This window comes from Pseudodonghicola xiamenensis DSM 18339, assembly GCF_000429365.1.
Taxonomy (GTDB): Bacteria; Pseudomonadota; Alphaproteobacteria; order Rhodobacterales; family Rhodobacteraceae; genus Pseudodonghicola; species Pseudodonghicola xiamenensis.
Genome location: NZ_AUBS01000005.1, coordinates 157354 through 175757, shown reverse-complemented (window position 1 = coordinate 175757; position 18404 = coordinate 157354). Strand labels below are relative to the sequence as shown.

The following is an 18404-nucleotide window of genomic DNA, read 5'->3' as shown; positions in this document are numbered from 1 at the left end:
ATCGCGCCGATTTTTTGGGAATCAGTCTCCTTCCATAACGAAAGTTATGCCATGATTCCCGATTTGGGTCACCTGTTGGGTGACTTAGCGTAAACTTTGTGCTGATGGCCGGACTGACGCGGCAGGGGAGGGGCTCAGGCGTCGTCGAGCAGCAGGGCCGAGATGATGGCCTTGGCGCTGTCCGAGCTCCAGTCCGCGTCCCCCATCAACCGGCCGATCTCGCGCCCCTCGGGGTCGACAATCACGGTGACGGGCAGGCCCAGCACCGCCATGTCACGGGCCAGCGCCTGTTTCGGATCCTGATAGCGCGGTAGGTCGGTCACGCCGATCTCGTCGAAGAACTTCCGGATCCCGGCAGGAGAGTTGCGGCCGGTGGCGATGGTGACCACCTGGAAGCGGTCGCCGCCGAACTCCTCCTGCAGGGCGGCGAGCATCGGCATCTCCTTGCGGCAGGGGGCGCACCAGGTGGCCCAGAAGTTCAGCAGCAGATATTTGCCGCGAAAATCGGCCAGCGTTGCGGTTCCTGCGCCATCGGCAAGCTGGAAGGGAAGTTCGGACACCGGTTTCGGCTCGGCGTGGAGGGCCAGTTTCTTCATGTCGCCCTCGCGCAGCGCCCCGAGTTCAGAGAGATCGGCGGCAAAGGCGGCGTTTGCACCCAGAAGCAGGGCCATATAAAGGGTGAGGGAACGGAACAGGCGCATTTTACCTCCACGGGTGCAGAACATGGCAGATCAATCCTCGAACCAGATGTGGGGCGGCCGCTTCGCCGCCGGACCGGACGCGATCATGGAGGCGATCAATGCCTCGATCGGGTTCGACAAGCGGATGGCGTCCCAGGATATCGCCGGTTCCAGGGCCCATGCCGCCATGCTGGCTGCGACGGGCGTGATCAGCGATAACGATGCCGAGGCCATTCGGGAAGGGCTTCTCACGGTCTTGTCAGAAATTGAGGCCGGAACCTTCCAGTTCTCCACCGCGCTGGAAGACATCCACATGAACGTGGAAGCCCGGCTGAAAGAGATCATCGGAGAGCCGGCGGGCCGGCTGCACACCGGCCGGTCGCGCAACGACCAGGTGGCGACCGACTTCAAGCTCTGGGTGCGGGACCAATTCGATGCCGCCGAAGCCGGGCTCATCGCGCTGATCCGCGCGCTTCTGACGCAGGCCGAGGCCGGCGCCGATTGGGTGATGCCGGGCTTTACCCACCTGCAGACCGCCCAGCCGGTGACCTGGGGCCACCACATGATGGCCTATGTCGAGATGTTCGGTCGTGACCTGTCCCGCGTGCGTGACGCGCGTAAGCGGATGAACGAAAGCCCGCTGGGCGCCGCCGCGCTGGCTGGCACCTCCTTCCCGATCGACCGGCACATGACTGCCGAGGCGCTGGGCTTTGATCGGCCGTCTGCCAATAGCCTGGATGCCGTGTCCGACCGTGATTTCGCGCTGGAATTCCTGTCGACTGCCTCGATCAGCGCCATGCACCTGAGCCGCTTCGCCGAGGAACTGGTGATCTGGTCTTCGGCCCAGTTCCGTTTCGTGGCGCTCAGCGATCGCTTTTCCACTGGCTCCTCGATCATGCCGCAGAAGAAGAACCCCGACGCGGCCGAGCTGATCCGCGCCAAGATCGGCCGCATCTTCGGTGCCAATACCGCGCTGATGATGGTGATGAAGGGGCTGCCCTTGGCCTATTCCAAGGATATGCAGGAAGACAAGGAACAGGTCTTCGACGCCGCCGACAACTGGATGCTGGCACTGGCCGCGATGGAAGGCATGGTCAAGGACATGACCGCCAACCGCGAAAACCTGGCCGCTGCCGCGGGCTCGGGCTTTTCCACCGCCACCGATCTGGCCGACTGGTTGGTGCGGGTGCTGAAAGTACCGTTCCGCGATGCCCATCACGTCACCGGTACGCTGGTCGCCATGGCCGAAAAGAAGGGCTGTGATCTGCCCGATCTGACGCTGGCTGAAATGCAGTCGGTCCACGCTGGCATCACCGAGGATATCTTCTCTGTGCTCGGCGTCGACAACTCGGTCAATTCGCGGCTGTCCTATGGCGGCACTGCGCCCAAGCGGGTGCGCGAACAGATCGCCCGCTGGAAAGAGGCTCTGGCATGATCCGTGCGGGTCTGCTGATGCTGGTGGCCTGCGCCGGGCTGGCCGCCTGCGGCGTCGATGGGGAGCCGATCCCGCCCAGCCGGATGGCTCAGTCGGGCCCGGCAGCAGTATTCTAATCCCGGCATTCCTCCGGCCCCGCCCGGGGCCGAGGGCTATCCTGCACCGGTGTGAGAGATGGAGTTGCCGATGTCGCCCCTGCGCATGATCTATCTGGCCCTGGCGATCTGGGGGGCCGCCCATCCGATGGCACATCTGGCGCGCTGGGCGTCGCAGAACGGTTTCTCCCCCTCCGGGCTGATCGCCGAATGGCTGTCCTCCCCCGCCAGCGCGGCGCTGACCTGGGATCTGGTGATCTCGGCCATCGCGCTGAGCGTCTTCATCCTGGCGGAGGTGGCAGTGCGGCGGAACTGGATCGCGCTTGTCGCCCTTCCGGCGACCTTCCTGATCGGGGTGAGCTGCGGCTTGCCGTTGTATTTGTTCCTGCGCAGCCGCCCGGTGGTGTGAGCCCGGGGCGCTTGGGCTTCGCCTCCGGTTTCGGCTTTCCGCGGCCGGTGCTGGCCCAAAGGCCCCTGGGAGGACAGGGGAAAGGCCCCCGCGCGTGTTTATAATTGAACTGTAGCGCGGATTCTCTTAATCGCGCGGTATGGATCATTTTCTCTACAGAGATGGCGCTCTCTACGCCGAAGATGTCCCGCTGACCGAGATCGCGGCTGCGGTGGGTACGCCCTTCTATGTCTATTCGACCGCGACGCTGCTGCGTCACTTCCATCTGTTTGATCAGGCTTTGGAAGGGTTGGATCATCTGGTCTGTTATGCGGTCAAGGCCGCGTCGAATCAGGCGATCCTCAGGACCCTGGCCGAGGCTGGGGCGGGGATGGATGTGGTCTCTCAGGGAGAATACCGCCGCGCTAAGGCGGCTGGTGTCCCGGGCGAGCGGATCGTCTTTTCCGGCGTCGGCAAGACGGCCGAGGATATTCGCGTCGCGCTGAGCGGTGGTATTCGCCAGTTCAATGTCGAATCAGAGCCCGAGCTCGAGGTGATCAGCGCCGTGGCGCAGGAGCTGGGCGTGATCGCGCCGATCACCGTCCGGGTGAACCCCGATGTCGACGCCAAGACCCACGCCAAGATCGCCACCGGCAAGTCCGAGAACAAGTTCGGTATCCCGATTGCGCGCGCTCGTGAGGTTTATGCCCGTGCGGCCAAACTGCCGGGCATTGATGTGATCGGCATCGACGTCCATATCGGCAGCCAGCTGACCCAGCTGGAGCCATTCGAGATGGCCTACCATAAGGTCGCCGAACTGACCGAGCTGCTGCGTGCGGACGGTCACAATATTCGGCGGCTGGATCTGGGAGGCGGTCTGGGGATCCCTTATGCGCGTTCGAACGAGGCGCCGCCGCTGCCATCGGATTATGGCGCTCTGGTGCGGCGCACCCTGGGCCATCTGGGCTGCGAGATCGAAATCGAGCCGGGCCGTCTGGTGGTCGGCAATGCCGGGCTGCTGGTTTCCGAGGTCATCTATGTCAAACATGGCGAGGGCCGGGATTTCCTGATCGTCGATGCCGCGATGAACGATCTGATCCGCCCCGCCATGTACGAGGCGCATCACGATATCGTCCCGGTGATCGAACCAGCGCCAGCGGTGGAATTGGCTCCGATCGACGTCGTCGGCCCGATCTGCGAGACCGGCGATACCTTTGCGCGGCAACGCCCGATGCCGCCGTTGGCGGCCGGTGATCTGATCGCGTTCCGCAGCGCGGGGGCTTACGGCGCCGTGATGTCGAGTGAATACAACAGCCGTCTTCTGATCCCCGAGGTGATGGTCAAGGGCGATCAGTTTGCGGTAATCCGCCGACGCCCGACCTTTGACGAAATGATAAATCGCGATACCATCCCGGAATGGCTCTGACCCCTCGCAGGGCTGTGATGGAGTGTGATCGCTTATGTCCCGGGCGCCCGATGACGACCCTGTGAGCAAGACGCTGCGCCTGCCGCTTGCGCTGACGTGGGTCGGCCTGCTGGCCGAACGGCTATTGCGGGCCTTCTGGCCGGTGACCTCGATCGTCATGGCCGTGCTGGCGGCGCTGATGCTGGGGCTGCACGAGCTTGCGCCGATCGAAGCGGTCTGGATCCTGGGCGTGATCGCCATTCTGGCAACGCTCTGGTTCACGCTGCGCGGCGGGCGGCGGTTCCGCTGGCCGCGCCGGGCCGAGGCGTTGGCGCGGTTGGACGAGACCCTGCCGGGCCGGCCGATCCAGGCTCTGCTGGACGATCAGGCTGTTGGGGCCGGGGATGCGGCTTCGGCTGCGGTCTGGCATGCCCATCAGGCCCGGATGCAGGCCAGGTTGGCCGAAGCGCGTGCGGTCCATCCAGATCCTCAGCTTGCCCGCCGGGATCCCTTTGCGCTGCGCTATGTGGCGCTGTTGGCGTTGCTGGTCGGTCTGATCTTCGGATCGGTCTGGCGCGTGGGCTCGGTTGCCGGAATGGCGCCGGGCGGGGCGCCTGCCGTCGCCGGCGGCCCGGCTTGGGAGGGTTGGATAGAGCCGCCACGCTATACCGGTTTGCCGACGCTTTATCTCAACGATATCTCCGGATCTGACCTCCGGTTGCCCGAGAACAGCCAGATTACCCTGCGGTTTTATGGTGAGATCGGTGCGCTGACCCTGGCCGAAACCGTATCGGGCCGTATCGGAGAGGTGCCGTCCGCATCGGATCCGCAGCAGGATTTCACGGTGACGCGCAGCGGCGATTTGCGGATCGACGGGCCGGGCGGACGTGCCTGGAAGGTCTCGGTTATCCGCGATGCGGTGCCCGAGGTGGGCATCGCTGGCCCGGCCGAGGTGGGACCCCAGGGGCAGATGACACTGCCGTTTCGGGCCCGCGACGATTATGGCATCGTGTCGGGCCAGGCGGTGATCGCCCTGGATATGGATCAGATCGCGCGCCGCTATGGTCTGGCGGTGGCGCCTGAGCCGCGCGATCTCATCACTGTCGATCTGCCGATGCCGATCACCGGGGATCGCAAGGACTTCAGCGAAAAGCTGATCGAGGATTTTTCCAAGCACCCCTGGGCCAATCTGCCGGTGACCGTGACCCTGAGCGTGATGGACGCTGCCGGGCAGACGGGGGTGTCCGCGCCCTTTGCCTCGCCGTTGCCGGCGCGGCGTTTCTTCGATCCGCTGGCGGCTGCGGTGGCGGAGCAGCGGCGCGATCTGCTGTGGTCGCGCGAGAATGCGGTGCGGGTGGCGCAGGTCTTGCGCGCAATCTCGCATCGCCCGGATGAGGTGTTCCGGTCGCAAACGGCTTATTTGCGGCTCAGGGTCGCGCTGCGCCGGCTGGAGAATTACACTGCGCATGGGCTGACCCCGAGCGAACGCGATGAGGTGGCCGAGGCGCTGTGGACGTTGGCATTGGCGCTGGAAGAGGGTGATCTGGGCGATGCGCTGGAGCGCTTGCGACGGGCGCAGGAGCGGTTGAGCGAGGCGATGAAGAACGGCGCCAGCGATCAGGAGATTGCTGAGCTGATGCAGGAGCTGCGCGACGCGACCGACGATTACATGCGCCAACTCAGCCGCCAGGCGCGCGAAAACGGTGAGACCGGCGAACAGGCGACGCCGTCGGGCGATGCGGTTCAGATGACGCAGAACGATTTGCAGCGGATGATGGATCGCATCCAAGAGCTGATGGAGCAGGGCCGCATGGCGGAGGCGCAGCAGGCGCTGCAGGAATTCCAGCAGATGATGGAAAACATGCGCGTGACTCAGGGCGAGGGGCAGGACGGTTCCTCTGAAGGTCAGCGCGCGATGGATGGGCTTGCCGATACGCTGCGCAATCAGCAGGGACTGAGCGATCAGGCCTTCAGAGACCTGCAGCAACAGTTCAATCCCGACAGCGGCGCCGGCCAGTCACAGCAGAATCAGGGGCAAAGCGGCGGTCAGGGTCGGGGTCAGAGCCATGAGGGTCAGCAGGGCCAGGGCAGCGGTCAGGGCGGTGAGACGGGTGGCGAAACGGGGCAGCGCCCGGGCGAGGAGGGCGCGCTGGCGGAGCGTCAGCAGGCGCTGCGGCGTGAGCTGGACCGCCAGCGCGGTGGCTTGCCCGGGGCGGGAACGCCGGATGGCGATGCGGCGCGTGACGCGTTGGACCGGGCCGGGCGGGCGATGGACGGTGCCGAGGAAGCGTTGCGCGGCAACGATCTGGCCGAGGCGATCGACCGGCAGTCCGAGGCGATCGAGGCCCTGCGCGAGGGGATGCGCTCTCTCGGTGAGGCGATGGCACAGCAGCAACGGCAGACCCGTCAGGGACAGGGTATGGCCGAGGGCGATGCCCAGGGCCGGGCCCGCGATCCGCTGGGGCGTGAGGCGGGGGCAAATGGCGCCGTCGGCTCGGATCAGGGGCTGTTGCAGGGCGAGGACGTTTATCGCCGGGCGCGGGAGCTGCTGGACGAAATCCGCCGCCGTTCCGGTGAGGGCGCGCGGCCCAGGATCGAGCTTGATTATCTGCGCCGCTTGCTGGACCGCTTCTGAACCGCGCCCAAGCACCGGGGTCCGCGCACCGGGGTCTGAGCTCCGGAACGGGCCGGAAAATTCAGAATGTTCCGGCTTGGAAACCTTGAAAAATTCCGGCCGCCGTCCGGACTGGTGCCGATGGGATCACTCGCTCGGTTGGCCGCCGAGTTTGGCGTCTATCCAGTAGCGTGCCTGATCGACCATCGCCACATAGGCGCTCAGGGCCGGATCAGCCTGTGGCACGGCGCGGGCGATACGTGGGGCATTGGCATAGGCCAGCAGCAGCAGCGCGCCCAGAACCAGCGCCGCCGCAAAGCCACGCATGAAGCTGCTGCCTCGTGGAACATCTGCATCCTGCACCGGGGTGTCGGCCCCGGTGGTCCGAGCGGCGGCGCCGCCGGTTCGCAGAGTCGAATTGATCTCTTCGATGTCAGGCAAAAGGTCACGACGCGAGGACGAAGAGGGCAGCGGCGCATTGTCCGCGTCCTCATCCTCGAACTGATCGACGGGTCGGCCACGCCGCCGGTCGCGGGGCTCCGGCGCCGGCGTGTCGCTGTAATCGTAATTCTCCAGCCCCAGATCGGGCTGGCTTTCCAGTCCGCTGGCTGTTTCCTTCGCGCGAAGTCGGGTTTCGCGCTCGGCCTCCTCGCGCAGAATGTCCGAGATCGAGGTGTCGATCGTCGGGCGGGCCGTGCCGACAGGTGCAGGAGAGATGTCTTCCTCAGCCTGCTCCTCATCGTCGTACTCGGTAGCCTCGTCCTGCTCTTCCGGCCTCACCACAATCTGTTCCGGGGCCCGCGCCCCGGCGGCGGCTGGCTCTGGTGCGACGGATTGCAGCTGACCAGAGGAAGAGGTCTCATCCGTTTCGGGGACGGGCGCATCTTCGTCGGTGCCGTGGTCCCAGTCCTCGGAACTCTCCGGCGTCTCTGCGGCTTCTTCGCTGGTCGGGTGGTCAGAGATCTGGGGGTGGGGTTCGCCGGCCTGCATGGCCCCTGCTTCGAACAGCTCGTCGCTCAGATTCTGCGGTTCCTGAAACCAGGTGTGGCCACAGGCGGAACATTGCACATCGCGCCCGTCGAGGGGGATCACATCGTCCGGCACTTCATATTGTGCCCCGCAGTTCGGACATGTCAGACGCATGCAGCCCTCCTGGCTTCGGCGAAATTCCTGAGCGTTTGCCCGATCATAGGGCGCAACGCTGGTTCGGGGAAGAGAGGAAACCTGCCCGTTTCACGCCGCGGCCCCGGTGGCGGCGCTCTTTTCATTGAAACTGCGCGGGCGCTGGGGCACAAGACCGTGTGAAACCAAGGGGGCATCGCGTGATCGAGCTGGAGGATGTTGGCTACAGCTATGGCGGTGGTGAGCTGCTGAGCAATGTCTCGGTCAAGCTGGCGCCGGGATCGTTCCATTTCCTGACCGGCCCCTCCGGCGCGGGCAAGACGACATTGCTCAAGCTGTGTTATGGCGCGCTCACCCCCAGTTCGGGCCGGGTGCTGGCGTTCGACGCGGATATGCGCGGGTTGGACCGTGACCAGATGGCACTGCTGCGGCGGCGGATCGGGGTGGTGCATCAGGATTGCCGGTTTCTTGATCACCTGCCGGTCGCGGACAATATCGCCCTGCCGCTGGTGGTCTCCGGCCGGGACATGCTGCGCGAGGCGGAGAACCTGCGGGAACTGATGTCCTGGGTCGGCCTCTCGGCGCGGGCCGATGCACGCCCGCCCGAGTTGTCGGGGGGCGAGCGCCAGCGCGCAGCGCTGGCCCGCGCGGTGATCATGTCACCCGATGTGGTGCTGGCGGACGAACCGACGGGCAACGTCGACTGGGATATGTCAACGCGGCTGCTGCACCTTCTGGTTGAGCTCAACCGGATGGGCAAAACGGTGCTGATCGCCACACATGATCTGTCGTTGATCCGCGCCGCCAAGAGCCAGGTTCAGGCCCGGGTGTTGCGGATTTCGAACCGGCGGCTGCAACTGGCGGGGGCGGATCTGTGAACCGGGGGACCGTCCGCAGCTATTTCATCGGCGACGCGCAGGCCGACCGGGTGGTGCCGCCCTCGGGCTTTACCGCACAGCTCACCCTGTTCGCCGCCGGGGCGATGGCCTTTCTGGCGGTCTTCGCGCTGGCGCTGTCGCTGGCGTCGGGACGGCTGGCGCATCGCTGGGCCAGTGAACTGGCCCGCAGCGCCACCATCCGTATCTCCGCGCCGCAGGACCAGCTTTCGGATCAGACCGCGGTGGCGCTGAAAATCCTGCGCCAGACCCCGGGTGTGGCCCGGGCTAGGGCGCTGAGCCAGAAGGAACAGGCGGATCTCTTGTCACCCTGGTTCGGTCCCGGGCTGGATTTGACGACCCTGCCGGTGCCGCAACTGATCGAAGTCACTGAGGACGAGACCGGCTATGACGCGCAGGGGCTGCGGCTGCGGCTGGCGGCTGAGGTGCCCGGAGCGGTGCTTGACGATCATACCCGCTGGCGCAAGCCGTTGGTCGAGGCGGCCAGCAGCCTGCGGCGGCTCGGGCTGATCTCGATCCTGCTGATCGGCGGGGCGATGGCGGCGATGATCACGCTGGCGGCCAATGCGGCGCTGGCGGCCAATGCCCAGGTGATCGAGGTGTTGCGCCTGGTCGGGGCCCGGGATGTCTATATCGCCAGCGCCTTCGTGCGCCGCTTTACCCTGCGGGCGCTGATCGGCGCGGTGGCGGGCACCGTGCTGGGCGTGGCGGGGCTGTTGCTGTTGCCCGCCGCCTCGGATGAAGGCGGATTTCTCACCGGTCTCGGCTTGCAGGGGCTGGACTGGCTTTGGCCGTTGCTGATCCCCGTGCTGGGCGCGCTGGTGGCCTTCGGTGCCACCTGGGCCGCCGCCCGCCGCCGTCTGAAGGAGCTGACGTGATGCGCAAGCTGCTGCAACCTCTGTTGTCGCTGACCTATGTGGTCCAGGTCTATGTCGCCATGGCTGTGCTGGGGGTTTCCTTCACGCCCTGGGCGCTGGTGTCGAAACGCGGCGCATTGGTCGCCTGCAAGCTCTATGCGCGCTATGCCATCTGGACGGCGCGCTGGATGCTGGGCCTGAAGGTCGAGGTTCGCGGCCCGGTGCCGCAGGGCGAGGTTCTGGTCGCTGCCAAGCATCAGTCGTTCTTCGATATCCTGATCATCTTCAGCGCCTTGCCGCATGCCAAGTTCATCATGAAACGTGAGCTGATGTGGACCCCCTTCATCGGGCTTTATGCCAAGCGGCTGGGCTGTATCCCGGTCAATCGTGGCAAGCGCGGCGGAGCGATCGCCAAGATGGTCAAGGATGTGGCGGCGGAATTCGCCGAACCCGGCCAGCTCGTGATCTATCCGCAGGGTACCCGGGTCGCGCCGGGCGAACACAAGCCTTACAAAGTGGGCCCCGCCGTTTTGTACGAGGGCACGGGCTATTCCTGCGTGCCGGTGGCGACCAATGTGGGGCTGTTCTGGCCGCGCAAGGGGATCATGCGCTATCCCGGGTTGGGAGTGGTCGAATTCCTCGACCCGATTGCGCCGGGGGTGGAACGGCATGCCTTCATGGCGCGGCTTGAACAGGACATCGAAGCACGTTCGGATGCTCTGATGGCCGAGGCGGAGGGGCGAGGACATGGAGTTCGTTGACAGTATCGAGGCGCTGGAAGCGCTCTATGGGCGGCCCCCGGAGGCGGCCATCGTCAAGGTCGCGCGGCGGATGACGCCCTGTTATCGGCAGTGGATCATGGCGTCGCGCCTGTGCGTGCTGAGCACGGTGGGCCCGGAAGGCACCGACGCCAGCCCGCGCGGCGACGATGGTCCGGTGGTGCTGGAGCTCGACCCCGGAACGCTGGCGCTGCCGGACTGGCGCGGCAACAACCGGATCGACAGCCTGCGCAATATCGTCCGCGATCCGCGGGTGTCGCTGATGTTCCTAGTGCCGGGGTCGAACAATGTCATGCGCGTGAACGGTATTGCACGGGTGAGCGCGGACGACGGGTTGCGGGCCAGGTTCGACAAGTCCGGGCGCCGGCCGGTGACGGTGATCGTGATCGAGATCGAAGAGATCTACAGCCAATGCGCCCGGGCGCTGATGCGGGCGCGGACTTGGGCCAGCGGCGATGAAAGCGCCGGCCTGCCCACCGTCGGACAGATGCTGAGCGAGATGACCAAGGGCGGTATCGACGGCGACGCCTACGATCAGGCTTGGCCGGCACGGGCCGCAGACACCCTGTGGTGAACTGGGCGCCCGGGGAATGTCGTCGGGGACGGTGACGGGTGGCTCTTCGACCATCGCGGTCTCATCGCCGTTCTTCCCGGTGCCGCCAGCTTTCCGCCGCGAGGGCGTGAAGCCTGATGCCTGAAGCTTTTTGTGGCAGTGTTCTGAATTGTTGTTTTGCTGTCAGAGCCGCCTCGGCGTCTTCGGGGCCAGAGAGGCGTGTTTCGAACTGCTCAATAGTCGTCAGGCCATCGACCGTCCCATGCCTGACGGGGTCGAAACGGGAAATATCAGGACGCTGCTGGATGATGTCCCAAGGTTTGCGGTCCCCGAAGCCTGACCATGTGCGGCGATCCAGGAGGAGCGGGATCGAGGCGTTCAATTTGGCATGATGCGCTGGCGGCGACGCGCCGCGCCGCCATGGCTGGTGCTTTCGCTTGGCCAGGTCGGCGGAGGATGTTCCTGGAGCTTGGTTCGGCTTTACCGCGCTCGGAGGCTTTCCTGCGATCATGGCGCCCGGGAGGGAGGCCCATGTAGGGGCGACGCGTCGTGGAAAAGGCATCTCGGCTGGAGGGAGAGGCGTGAACGCCCGCGCCGGGCGAAAGGGACGCCCGCCACGCAGATGCGCGGCGGGCGACAGGATCAGATGTGGATCGGGCCGTCGCCGCAGGCCAGGGCCGCCTCGCGCACCGCTTCCGAATAGGTCGGGTGGGCGTGGCAGGTCAGTGCGATATCCTCGGCCGCAGCGCCGAATTCCATGGCAACGCAGATCTCGTGGATCAGCTCACCCGCCGACGGGCCGATGATATGGGCACCGAGTACCCGGTCGGTATCCTTGTCGGCGAGGATCTTGACGAAGCCCTCGGTCGAAAAAGTTGCCTTGGCGCGACCGTTGCCCATGAAGGGGAACTTACCGACCTTATAGGCACGGCCCTCTTCCTTGAGCTGTTCTTCGGTCTTGCCGACATTGGCGACCTCGGGGTTGGTGTAGATCACGCCCGGGATGACGGCATAGTTCACATGACCATGCTTGCCGGCGATTTGTTCGGCCACCGCCATGCCTTCGTCTTCGGCCTTATGGGCCAGCATCGGGCCGGGGATCACATCGCCGATGGCATAGATGCCGGGAACGTTGGTCTGCCAGTCGGCGCCGACCTTGATCTGTCCGCGCGGCAGCATCTCGACCCCGAGCGCTTCCAGACCCAGGCCTTCGGTATAGGGTTTGCGGCCGGTGGCGACCAGCACGGTATCGGCGTCGATCTCATGCTCGCTGTCGTCCTTGCGCAGCTTGTAGGTGACCTTGGCCTTGCCACGGGCGATCTCGGTCTTCTGCACCGCGGCGCCCATGATGAACTCCATGCCCTGCTTTTTCAGGATGCGCTGGAAGCTCTTCTGCACTTCGCCGTCCATGCCGGGGGTGATGAAATCGAGGAATTCGATCACGGTGACTTCGGCGCCCAGGCGCGAGTAGACCGAGCCCAGTTCCAGCCCGATGACGCCGGCGCCGATGATGACCAGCTTCTTCGGAGTCTTGGCCAGTTCCAGCGCGCCGGTCGAGGTCACCACGGTTTTCTCGTCAACTTCGACGCCCGGCAACGATGCGGGTTCGGAGCCGGTGGCGATGATGATGTTCTTGGCCTCGTGCACCTCGTCGCCGACCTTGACCTTGCCGGCCTCGGGGATCGAGCCCCAGCCCTGCAGCCAGTCGATCTTGTTCTTCTTGAACAGGAACTCGATGCCCTTGGTGTTGCCTTCGATCACCTCGTCCTTATAGGCGAGCATCTGTTTCCAGTCGACGCTGGGCGCCTTGCCCTTCAGGCCCATCTTGGCGAAGTTGTGTTCCGCCTCGTGCAGCTGGTGGGTGGCGTGGAGCAGCGCCTTCGAGGGGATGCAGCCGACGTTCAGGCAGGTGCCGCCCAGGGCGCCACGGCCCTCGACACAGGCGGTCTTCAGGCCCAGTTGGGCGCAGCGGATCGCGCAGACATAGCCGCCGGGGCCGCCGCCGATGATGATCACGTCATATGTTGCCATGGGTAGGCTCCTTTCGTTGAAGGGGGAGGGGGCGCTGCCCCCACCGCGCTTTGCGCGGCTCCCCCGGGATATTTGGGGCCAGAAAAAGGCCGGGAAAACGGGTGGGTGTCATATCAGCGCCGCCAGCAGCATCACGATCGTGGCGAGAAAGCCGGCGGCCCAGATGATCGAACGTCCCGGCGCCCAGCCCCGCGCATAGGCGGGGATATAGAGGATGCGGGCGCCGAGGTAGACCCAGGCGCAGGCGGCGGTGAGGGGCGAGGACTGGCCCGAGAGGGTGATCACCACCGCCGCGATGGTGAAGAGCGCCAGCCCCTCGAAATGGTTATCGAGCGCGCGCTGTAGTCGTCCGGCGGTGCCGGTGAGCTGCTTGGCCTCGTCCCGGGGGGAGGCGGCATAGGCGCCGCCGACCTGTTTCTGCGCGCTGGCGGAAAACAGACCGATCTGGACCACCTGCAGCAGGGCGGCGAGGGTGAGGGCGGTGAGTTCGGGGGTCATGGTGCACGCTCCGTGGATCGGAAATCCATCGCCGTCTCGGCACAGGCTGGCAAGCCAGGGGGCCCTGGACCTGATTGGTGCCTGAGGCGGACTTCGGCCCGCCCCGGGCAGGCTGGGCCGAAGCCCGGCCGTCTTTACTTACAGGTCCATCAGCAGGCGACGGGGATCTTCCAGCGCTTCCTTGACGCGCACCAGGAAGGTCACGGCGCCTTTGCCGTCGACGATGCGGTGGTCGTAGGACAGTGCCAGATACATCATCGGGCGGATCTTGATCTCACCGTTGATGACCATCGGGCGATCCTGGATCTTGTGCATGCCGAGGATGCCGGATTGCGGGGGGTTCAGGATCGGCGAGGACATCAGCGAGCCATAGACGCCGCCGTTGGAGATGGTGAAGGTGCCGCCCTGCATTTCCGCCATCGACAGCTTGCCGTCCCGGGCGCGCTTGCCCTTTTCGCCGATCGCCTTCTCGATCTCGGCGAAGGACATCTGGTCGGCATCGCGGATGACCGGAACCACCAGGCCCTGGGGCGTACCGGCAGCCACGCCCATGTGGACGTAGTTCTTGTAGATGATGTCGGTGCCGTCGATCTCGGCGTTGACTTCCGGCACTTCGCGCAGCGCATGGATGCAGGCCTTGGTGAAGAAGGACATGAAGCCCAGGCGGACGCCGTGTTTCTTCTCGAACAGGTCTTTGTACTCTTTGCGCAGTGCCATCACCTCGGTCATGTCCACCTCGTTATAGGTGGTCAGGATCGCGGCAGTGTTCTGTGCATCCTTCAGGCGGCGGGCGATGGTCTGGCGCAGGCGGGTCATCTTCACCCGTTCCTCGCGCGCGGTGTCATCTGCAGACACCGGCGCACGCGGCGCGGCGGCGGCCGGTTGTGCCGGAGCAGCGGCGGTGATGCCGGCGGCCAGTGCCTTTTGGACGTCTTCCTTCATCACGCGACCGTCGCGACCGGTGCCGGTGACCTGATCGGCCGAGAGGCCGGCAGCCGCCATTGCCTTTTGCGCCGAGGGGGCGTTTTCCACATCCTTGGCACCGGACGCTGCCGGGGCTGCTGCCGGGGCGGGGGCTGCGGCGGGGGCCGCGACCACACCGGCAGCGGAGCCGGAGATCACCGCCAGTTTGGCGGCGGCGTCGACCGTGGTGCCTTCGGGGGCCACGATTTCAGCCAGGACGCCGGCGGCAGGGGCGGGAACCTCGACGGAAACCTTGTCTGTTTCCAGCTCGCACAGCATTTCGTCCTGGGCGACGGTGTCGCCGACCTTCTTGAACCAGGTGGCGACGGTGGCCTCGGTCACGGATTCGCCCAGGGTGGGGACCATGACGTCGACACTGTCGGCACCGCCGGCGGCTGGCGCCGGAGCGGCGGGGGCTGCCGTGGCAGCCGGCGCCGGGGCAGCCGCTGCGCCCGCACCTTCGGCGATGGTGGCCAGCAGTGCGTCGACGCCCACAGTCTCACCTTCTGCGGCGACGATCTCACCCAGGGTGCCGGCGGCCGGGCTCGGCACTTCGACGGTCACCTTGTCGGTTTCCAGCTCACACAGCATTTCATCGACCGCGACGGCATCGCCCGGTTTCTTGAACCAGGTGGCGACGGTCGCTTCGGTGACGGATTCGCCGAGCGTGGGGACGCGAACTTCGATAGTCATGTTCCGTTATCCTTCGATCGTGAGCGCTTCGTTCACGAGCGCTTCTTGTTGGGCTTTGTGTTGGCTGGCCAGACCCGTCGCGGGCGAGGCCGATGTGGCGCGACCGACATAGCGCGGCCGTTGGTGCTGGGCCCCGATGCGGGTCAGCGCCCATTCGATATTGGGCTCGATGAAGGTCCAGGCGCCCTGGTTCTTGGGCTCTTCCTGACACCAGATCATCTCGGCGCCCTTGAAGCGTTCCAGTTCCTTGACCAGCGAGATCGCCGGGAAGGGGTAGAACTGTTCGATCCGGAGCAGATAGACATCGTCGATGCCACGTGCGTCGCGTTCTTCCAGCAGGTCGTAATAGACCTTGCCCGAACACATGACGACGCGCTTGATCTTGTCATCCGCAGCGAGCGTGGTGGAGGAGCTGCCGGTTTCCGCATCGTCCCAGAGAACGCGGTGGAAGCTGGAGCCGGTGGTGAAGTCCTCGGCCTTGCTGACCGCCAGCTTGTGGCGCAGCAGCGACTTCGGCGTCATCAGGATCAGCGGCTTGCGGAACGAGCGGTGCAGCTGACGGCGCAGGATGTGGAAGTAGTTCGCCGGGGTCGAGCAGTTGGCAACGATCATGTTGTCCTGACCGCACATCTGCAGATAGCGTTCGAGCCGGGCAGAGCTGTGTTCCGGGCCCTGACCTTCGAAGCCATGCGGCAGCAGGCAGACGAGGCCCGACATCCGCAGCCATTTGCTTTCGCCCGAGCTGATGAACTGGTCGAACATAATCTGCGCGCCGTTGGCGAAGTCGCCGAACTGGGCTTCCCACAGCGTCAGCGCATTCGGTTCCGCCAGCGAATAGCCGTATTCGAAGCCCAGCACCGCATATTCCGACAGCATCGAGTCGATGACTTCATAATTCGCCTGACCCGCGCGAATGTGGTTCAGCGGGTAATAGCGTTCTTCGGTGTTCTGGTTGATCAGGCCCGAATGGCGCTGGCTGAAGGTGCCGCGGGTGGAATCCTGACCGGCCAGGCGGACGCCGTAACCTTCGGTCAGCAGCGAGCCGAAGGCCAGCGCTTCGCCGGTGGCCCAGTCAAAGCCTTCGCCAGTGGCGAACATTTCCTTCTTGGCCTCGAGCAGACGTGCGACGGTCTTGTGCAGAGCGAAACCGTCGGGCACCGTTGTCAGGCCGCGACCGACCTCTTGCAGCGTTTCCGGAGAGATCGCGGTTTCGCCGCGAACATATTCCTCGCCCTCGCGGTTCAGCCCGGACCAACGTCCGTCCAGCCAGTCGGCCTTGTTGGGCTTGAAGTCCTTTCCGGCCTCGAACTCTTCGTTCAGATGCGCCTGGAAGGCGGCCTTCATATCCTCGATTTCGCCTTCCGGGATCAGGCCATCCTTGACCAGCCGCTCGGTATAGAGGCTGAGCGTGGTCTTGTGGGTCTTGATCTTCTTGTACATCACCGGGTTGGTGAACATCGGCTCATCGCCTTCGTTGTGACCGAAGCGGCGATAGCAGAACATGTCGATGACCACGTCCTTGTGGAACTTCTGCCGGAATTCCGTCGCTACCTTGGCGGCATGCACGACAGCCTCGGGGTCGTCGCCGTTGACGTGGAAGATCGGCGCTTCGACCATCAGGGCGATATCGGTCGGATAGGGCGAGGAGCGCGAGAAATGCGGCGCCGTGGTGAAACCGATCTGGTTGTTGACGACGAAGTGGATGGTGCCGCCGGTGCGATGGCCGCGCAGGCCCGACAGGCCGAAGCATTCCGCAACGACGCCCTGGCCGGCAAAGGCCGCATCCCCGTGCAGCAGCACGGTCAGAACCGCGGTGCGGTTTTCCTTATCGTTCAACTGGTCCTGCTTGGCCCGTGCCTTGCCCAAGCAGACGGGGTTCACCGCCTCGAGGTGCGAAGGGTTGGCGGTCAGCGACAGGTGAACCTTGTTGCCGTCGAATTCACGGTCCGACGAGGCGCCGAGGTGATATTTCACATCGCCCGACCCATCGACGTCATCCGGTTTGAAGCTGCCGCCCTGGAATTCGTTGAAGATGGCGCGGTAGGGTTTGCTCATCACGTTGGCCAGCACCGAAAGCCGGCCGCGGTGCGGCATGCCGATGACGACTTCCTTGATCCCCAGCGCACCACCGCGCTTGATGATCTGTTCCATCGCCGGGATCAGCGCTTCGCCGCCATCAAGACCAAAGCGTTTGGTTCCCATGTACTTGACGTGCAGGAATTTTTCGAAGCCCTCGGCCTCGACCATCTTGTTCAGGATCGCCTTGCGGCCTTCGCGGGTAAAGGCGATTTCCTTGCCCAGCCCCTCGATCCGCTCTTTCAGCCAGGCGGCTTCCTCGGGGTTGGAGATATGCATGTATTGCAGCGCGAAGGTGCCGCAATAGGTGCGTTTCACGATGTCGATGATCTGCCGCATCGAGGCGATCTGAAGGCCCAGCACGTTGTCGATGAAGATTGGTCGGTCCATGTCGGCATCGGTGAAGCCGTAGGTCTTGGGATCAAGCTCGGGGTGCGGCACCTTTTCGGAATCGCGCATGTCCAGCGGATCGAGATCGGCGATCAGGTGACCACGGATGCGATAGGCGCGGATCAGCATCAGCGCCCGGATCGAATCCAGCACCGAGCGTTTCAGCTGTTCGTCAGAGACGGCGACGCCCTTGGCTTCGGCCTTCTTGGCGATTTTCTCGCCAGCGGCCTTGGCTTCGGTAGCCGCCGGCCATTCGCCGGTCAGCGCTGCGGTCAGATCGTCATTCGGCATCGGCGGCCAGTCGGTGCGGGCCCAGGAGGGGCCCTGCGCCTCGGCCTTCACGTCCAGCTCACTGTCGCCGAGCTGGCGGAAGAATTCGGCCCAAGCGGCGTCAACCGCGTTGGGGTCGCCGGCATACTGCGCGTAAAGCTGGTCCAGATATTCCGCGTTCTGCCCCTGCATAAAGCTGGAGGCGTGGAAAAAGTCGTTGGGGGAGTGCTCTGTCATCTTGCTACCTCTGAGCGTCTAGCGCACGGATATTCGTGAATTGGGGGCGGGGCCGGATCGGTCACGCAGTCTTGTCCCGGCGGGGCCGGGACTGAACCCTGCGGTCCAGATCCGAACGGTGGTGGCGGAAATCTGATGGCGGGCGATCGCCACGCCTGTGGCGCCGGCGGGCCGGGACATGGAAGAACGGCGATGTCCGGAAAGGCCGGTCGTCATTGCGGCCTGAAGCGGGCAGGCATCTGCTGCCGGGACGGCTAGGGGAACCTTCATGGCTGCACCCCACAGGGGCACGCTCGACCGGCTGCGCGTCCTGCGCTTGGCCGGAGGGAGGTCCGTTCTTGCGACATGTCGACTGGCATCTGCCAAGCCTCCAGGGGAATGCGCCGCCCGTCGCGGGCGGCGCTAGTCATACAGAACAGTTG

At 65.0% G+C, this 18404-nt stretch carries 15 protein-coding genes; 8 read left to right on the top strand and 7 right to left on the bottom strand.

Going from position 1 to position 18404, the window contains the following annotated elements:
* Nucleotides 1-134: 134 nt before the first annotated feature.
* The gene (locus G455_RS0108370; RefSeq protein WP_028093287.1) at nt 135-701 is read right to left on the bottom strand and encodes a TlpA family protein disulfide reductase; all 567 of its coding nucleotides are present in this window, start codon (nt 699-701) and stop codon (nt 135-137) included.
* 22 nt (nt 702-723) lie between these two features.
* Here G455_RS0108370 and argH point away from each other — a divergent pair, with 22 nt between their 5' ends.
* From argH to G455_RS0108345, 4 genes are all read left to right on the top strand, one after another.
* The gene (argH, locus tag G455_RS0108365) at nt 724-2115 is read left to right on the top strand and encodes an argininosuccinate lyase (protein WP_028093286.1); all 1392 of its coding nucleotides are present in this window, start codon (nt 724-726) and stop codon (nt 2113-2115) included.
* 186 nt (nt 2116-2301) lie between these two features.
* Nucleotides 2302-2619, top strand: a complete 318-nt coding sequence (locus G455_RS0108355; protein WP_028093285.1) for a DUF2834 domain-containing protein — start codon at nt 2302-2304, stop codon at nt 2617-2619.
* A 139-nt stretch (nt 2620-2758) separates the two neighbouring features.
* Nucleotides 2759-4024: a diaminopimelate decarboxylase gene (gene lysA, locus G455_RS0108350; protein ID WP_028093284.1), complete on the top strand. Its 1266-nt coding sequence runs from the start codon at nt 2759-2761 to the stop codon at nt 4022-4024.
* Between the two features lie 34 nt (nt 4025-4058).
* Entirely contained in the window at nt 4059-6638 is a 2580-nt protein-coding gene (locus G455_RS0108345) for a TIGR02302 family protein (protein WP_035366397.1), read from the top strand.
* A gap of 126 nt (nt 6639-6764) precedes the next feature.
* Here the strand turns inward: G455_RS0108345 and G455_RS0108340 are convergent, their stop codons facing one another.
* Nucleotides 6765-7760 (bottom strand): zinc-ribbon domain-containing protein, encoded by a 996-nt coding sequence (locus G455_RS0108340; RefSeq protein ID WP_028093282.1) that lies wholly within the window; start codon nt 7758-7760, stop codon nt 6765-6767.
* A 179-nt stretch (nt 7761-7939) separates the two neighbouring features.
* Between G455_RS0108340 and G455_RS0108335 the strand changes: the two genes are divergently transcribed.
* From G455_RS0108335 to G455_RS0108320, 4 genes are read left to right on the top strand one after another with little or no spacing between them, the layout of a single operon-like run.
* Nucleotides 7940-8617, top strand: a complete 678-nt coding sequence (locus G455_RS0108335) for a cell division ATP-binding protein FtsE (RefSeq protein ID WP_028093281.1) — start codon at nt 7940-7942, stop codon at nt 8615-8617.
* On the top strand, nt 8614-9513 hold the full coding sequence (locus G455_RS0108330) for a cell division protein FtsX (protein WP_028093280.1): 900 nt from the start codon (nt 8614-8616) through the stop codon (nt 9511-9513). Before G455_RS0108335 ends, G455_RS0108330 begins: the two co-directional genes overlap by 4 nt.
* The gene (locus G455_RS0108325) at nt 9513-10253 is read left to right on the top strand and encodes a lysophospholipid acyltransferase family protein (protein ID WP_028093279.1); all 741 of its coding nucleotides are present in this window, start codon (nt 9513-9515) and stop codon (nt 10251-10253) included. Before G455_RS0108330 ends, G455_RS0108325 begins: the two co-directional genes overlap by 1 nt.
* Nucleotides 10240-10845 (top strand): pyridoxamine 5'-phosphate oxidase family protein, encoded by a 606-nt coding sequence (locus tag G455_RS0108320; RefSeq protein WP_028093278.1) that lies wholly within the window; start codon nt 10240-10242, stop codon nt 10843-10845. The genes G455_RS0108325 and G455_RS0108320 overlap by 14 nt, the downstream gene beginning before the upstream one ends.
* A gap of 61 nt (nt 10846-10906) precedes the next feature.
* Here G455_RS0108320 and G455_RS26370 read toward each other — a convergent pair whose 3' ends face one another.
* The 5 genes from G455_RS26370 to G455_RS0108300 form a co-directional block, all read right to left on the bottom strand.
* Nucleotides 10907-11335: a hypothetical protein gene (locus tag G455_RS26370; RefSeq protein WP_154664355.1), complete on the bottom strand. Its 429-nt coding sequence runs from the start codon at nt 11333-11335 to the stop codon at nt 10907-10909.
* 131 nt (nt 11336-11466) lie between these two features.
* Nucleotides 11467-12855: a dihydrolipoyl dehydrogenase gene (gene lpdA, locus G455_RS0108315; protein WP_028093277.1), complete on the bottom strand. Its 1389-nt coding sequence runs from the start codon at nt 12853-12855 to the stop codon at nt 11467-11469.
* Nucleotides 12856-12963: 108 nt separating this feature from the next.
* On the bottom strand, nt 12964-13353 hold the full coding sequence (locus G455_RS0108310; protein WP_028093276.1) for an MAPEG family protein: 390 nt from the start codon (nt 13351-13353) through the stop codon (nt 12964-12966).
* Between the two features lie 138 nt (nt 13354-13491).
* On the bottom strand, nt 13492-15009 hold the full coding sequence (gene odhB / locus G455_RS0108305) for a 2-oxoglutarate dehydrogenase complex dihydrolipoyllysine-residue succinyltransferase (RefSeq protein ID WP_028093275.1): 1518 nt from the start codon (nt 15007-15009) through the stop codon (nt 13492-13494).
* Nucleotides 15010-15015: 6 nt separating this feature from the next.
* Nucleotides 15016-17982, bottom strand: a complete 2967-nt coding sequence (locus tag G455_RS0108300; protein WP_028093274.1) for a 2-oxoglutarate dehydrogenase E1 component — start codon at nt 17980-17982, stop codon at nt 15016-15018.
* Nucleotides 17983-18404: the final 422 nt, after the last annotated feature.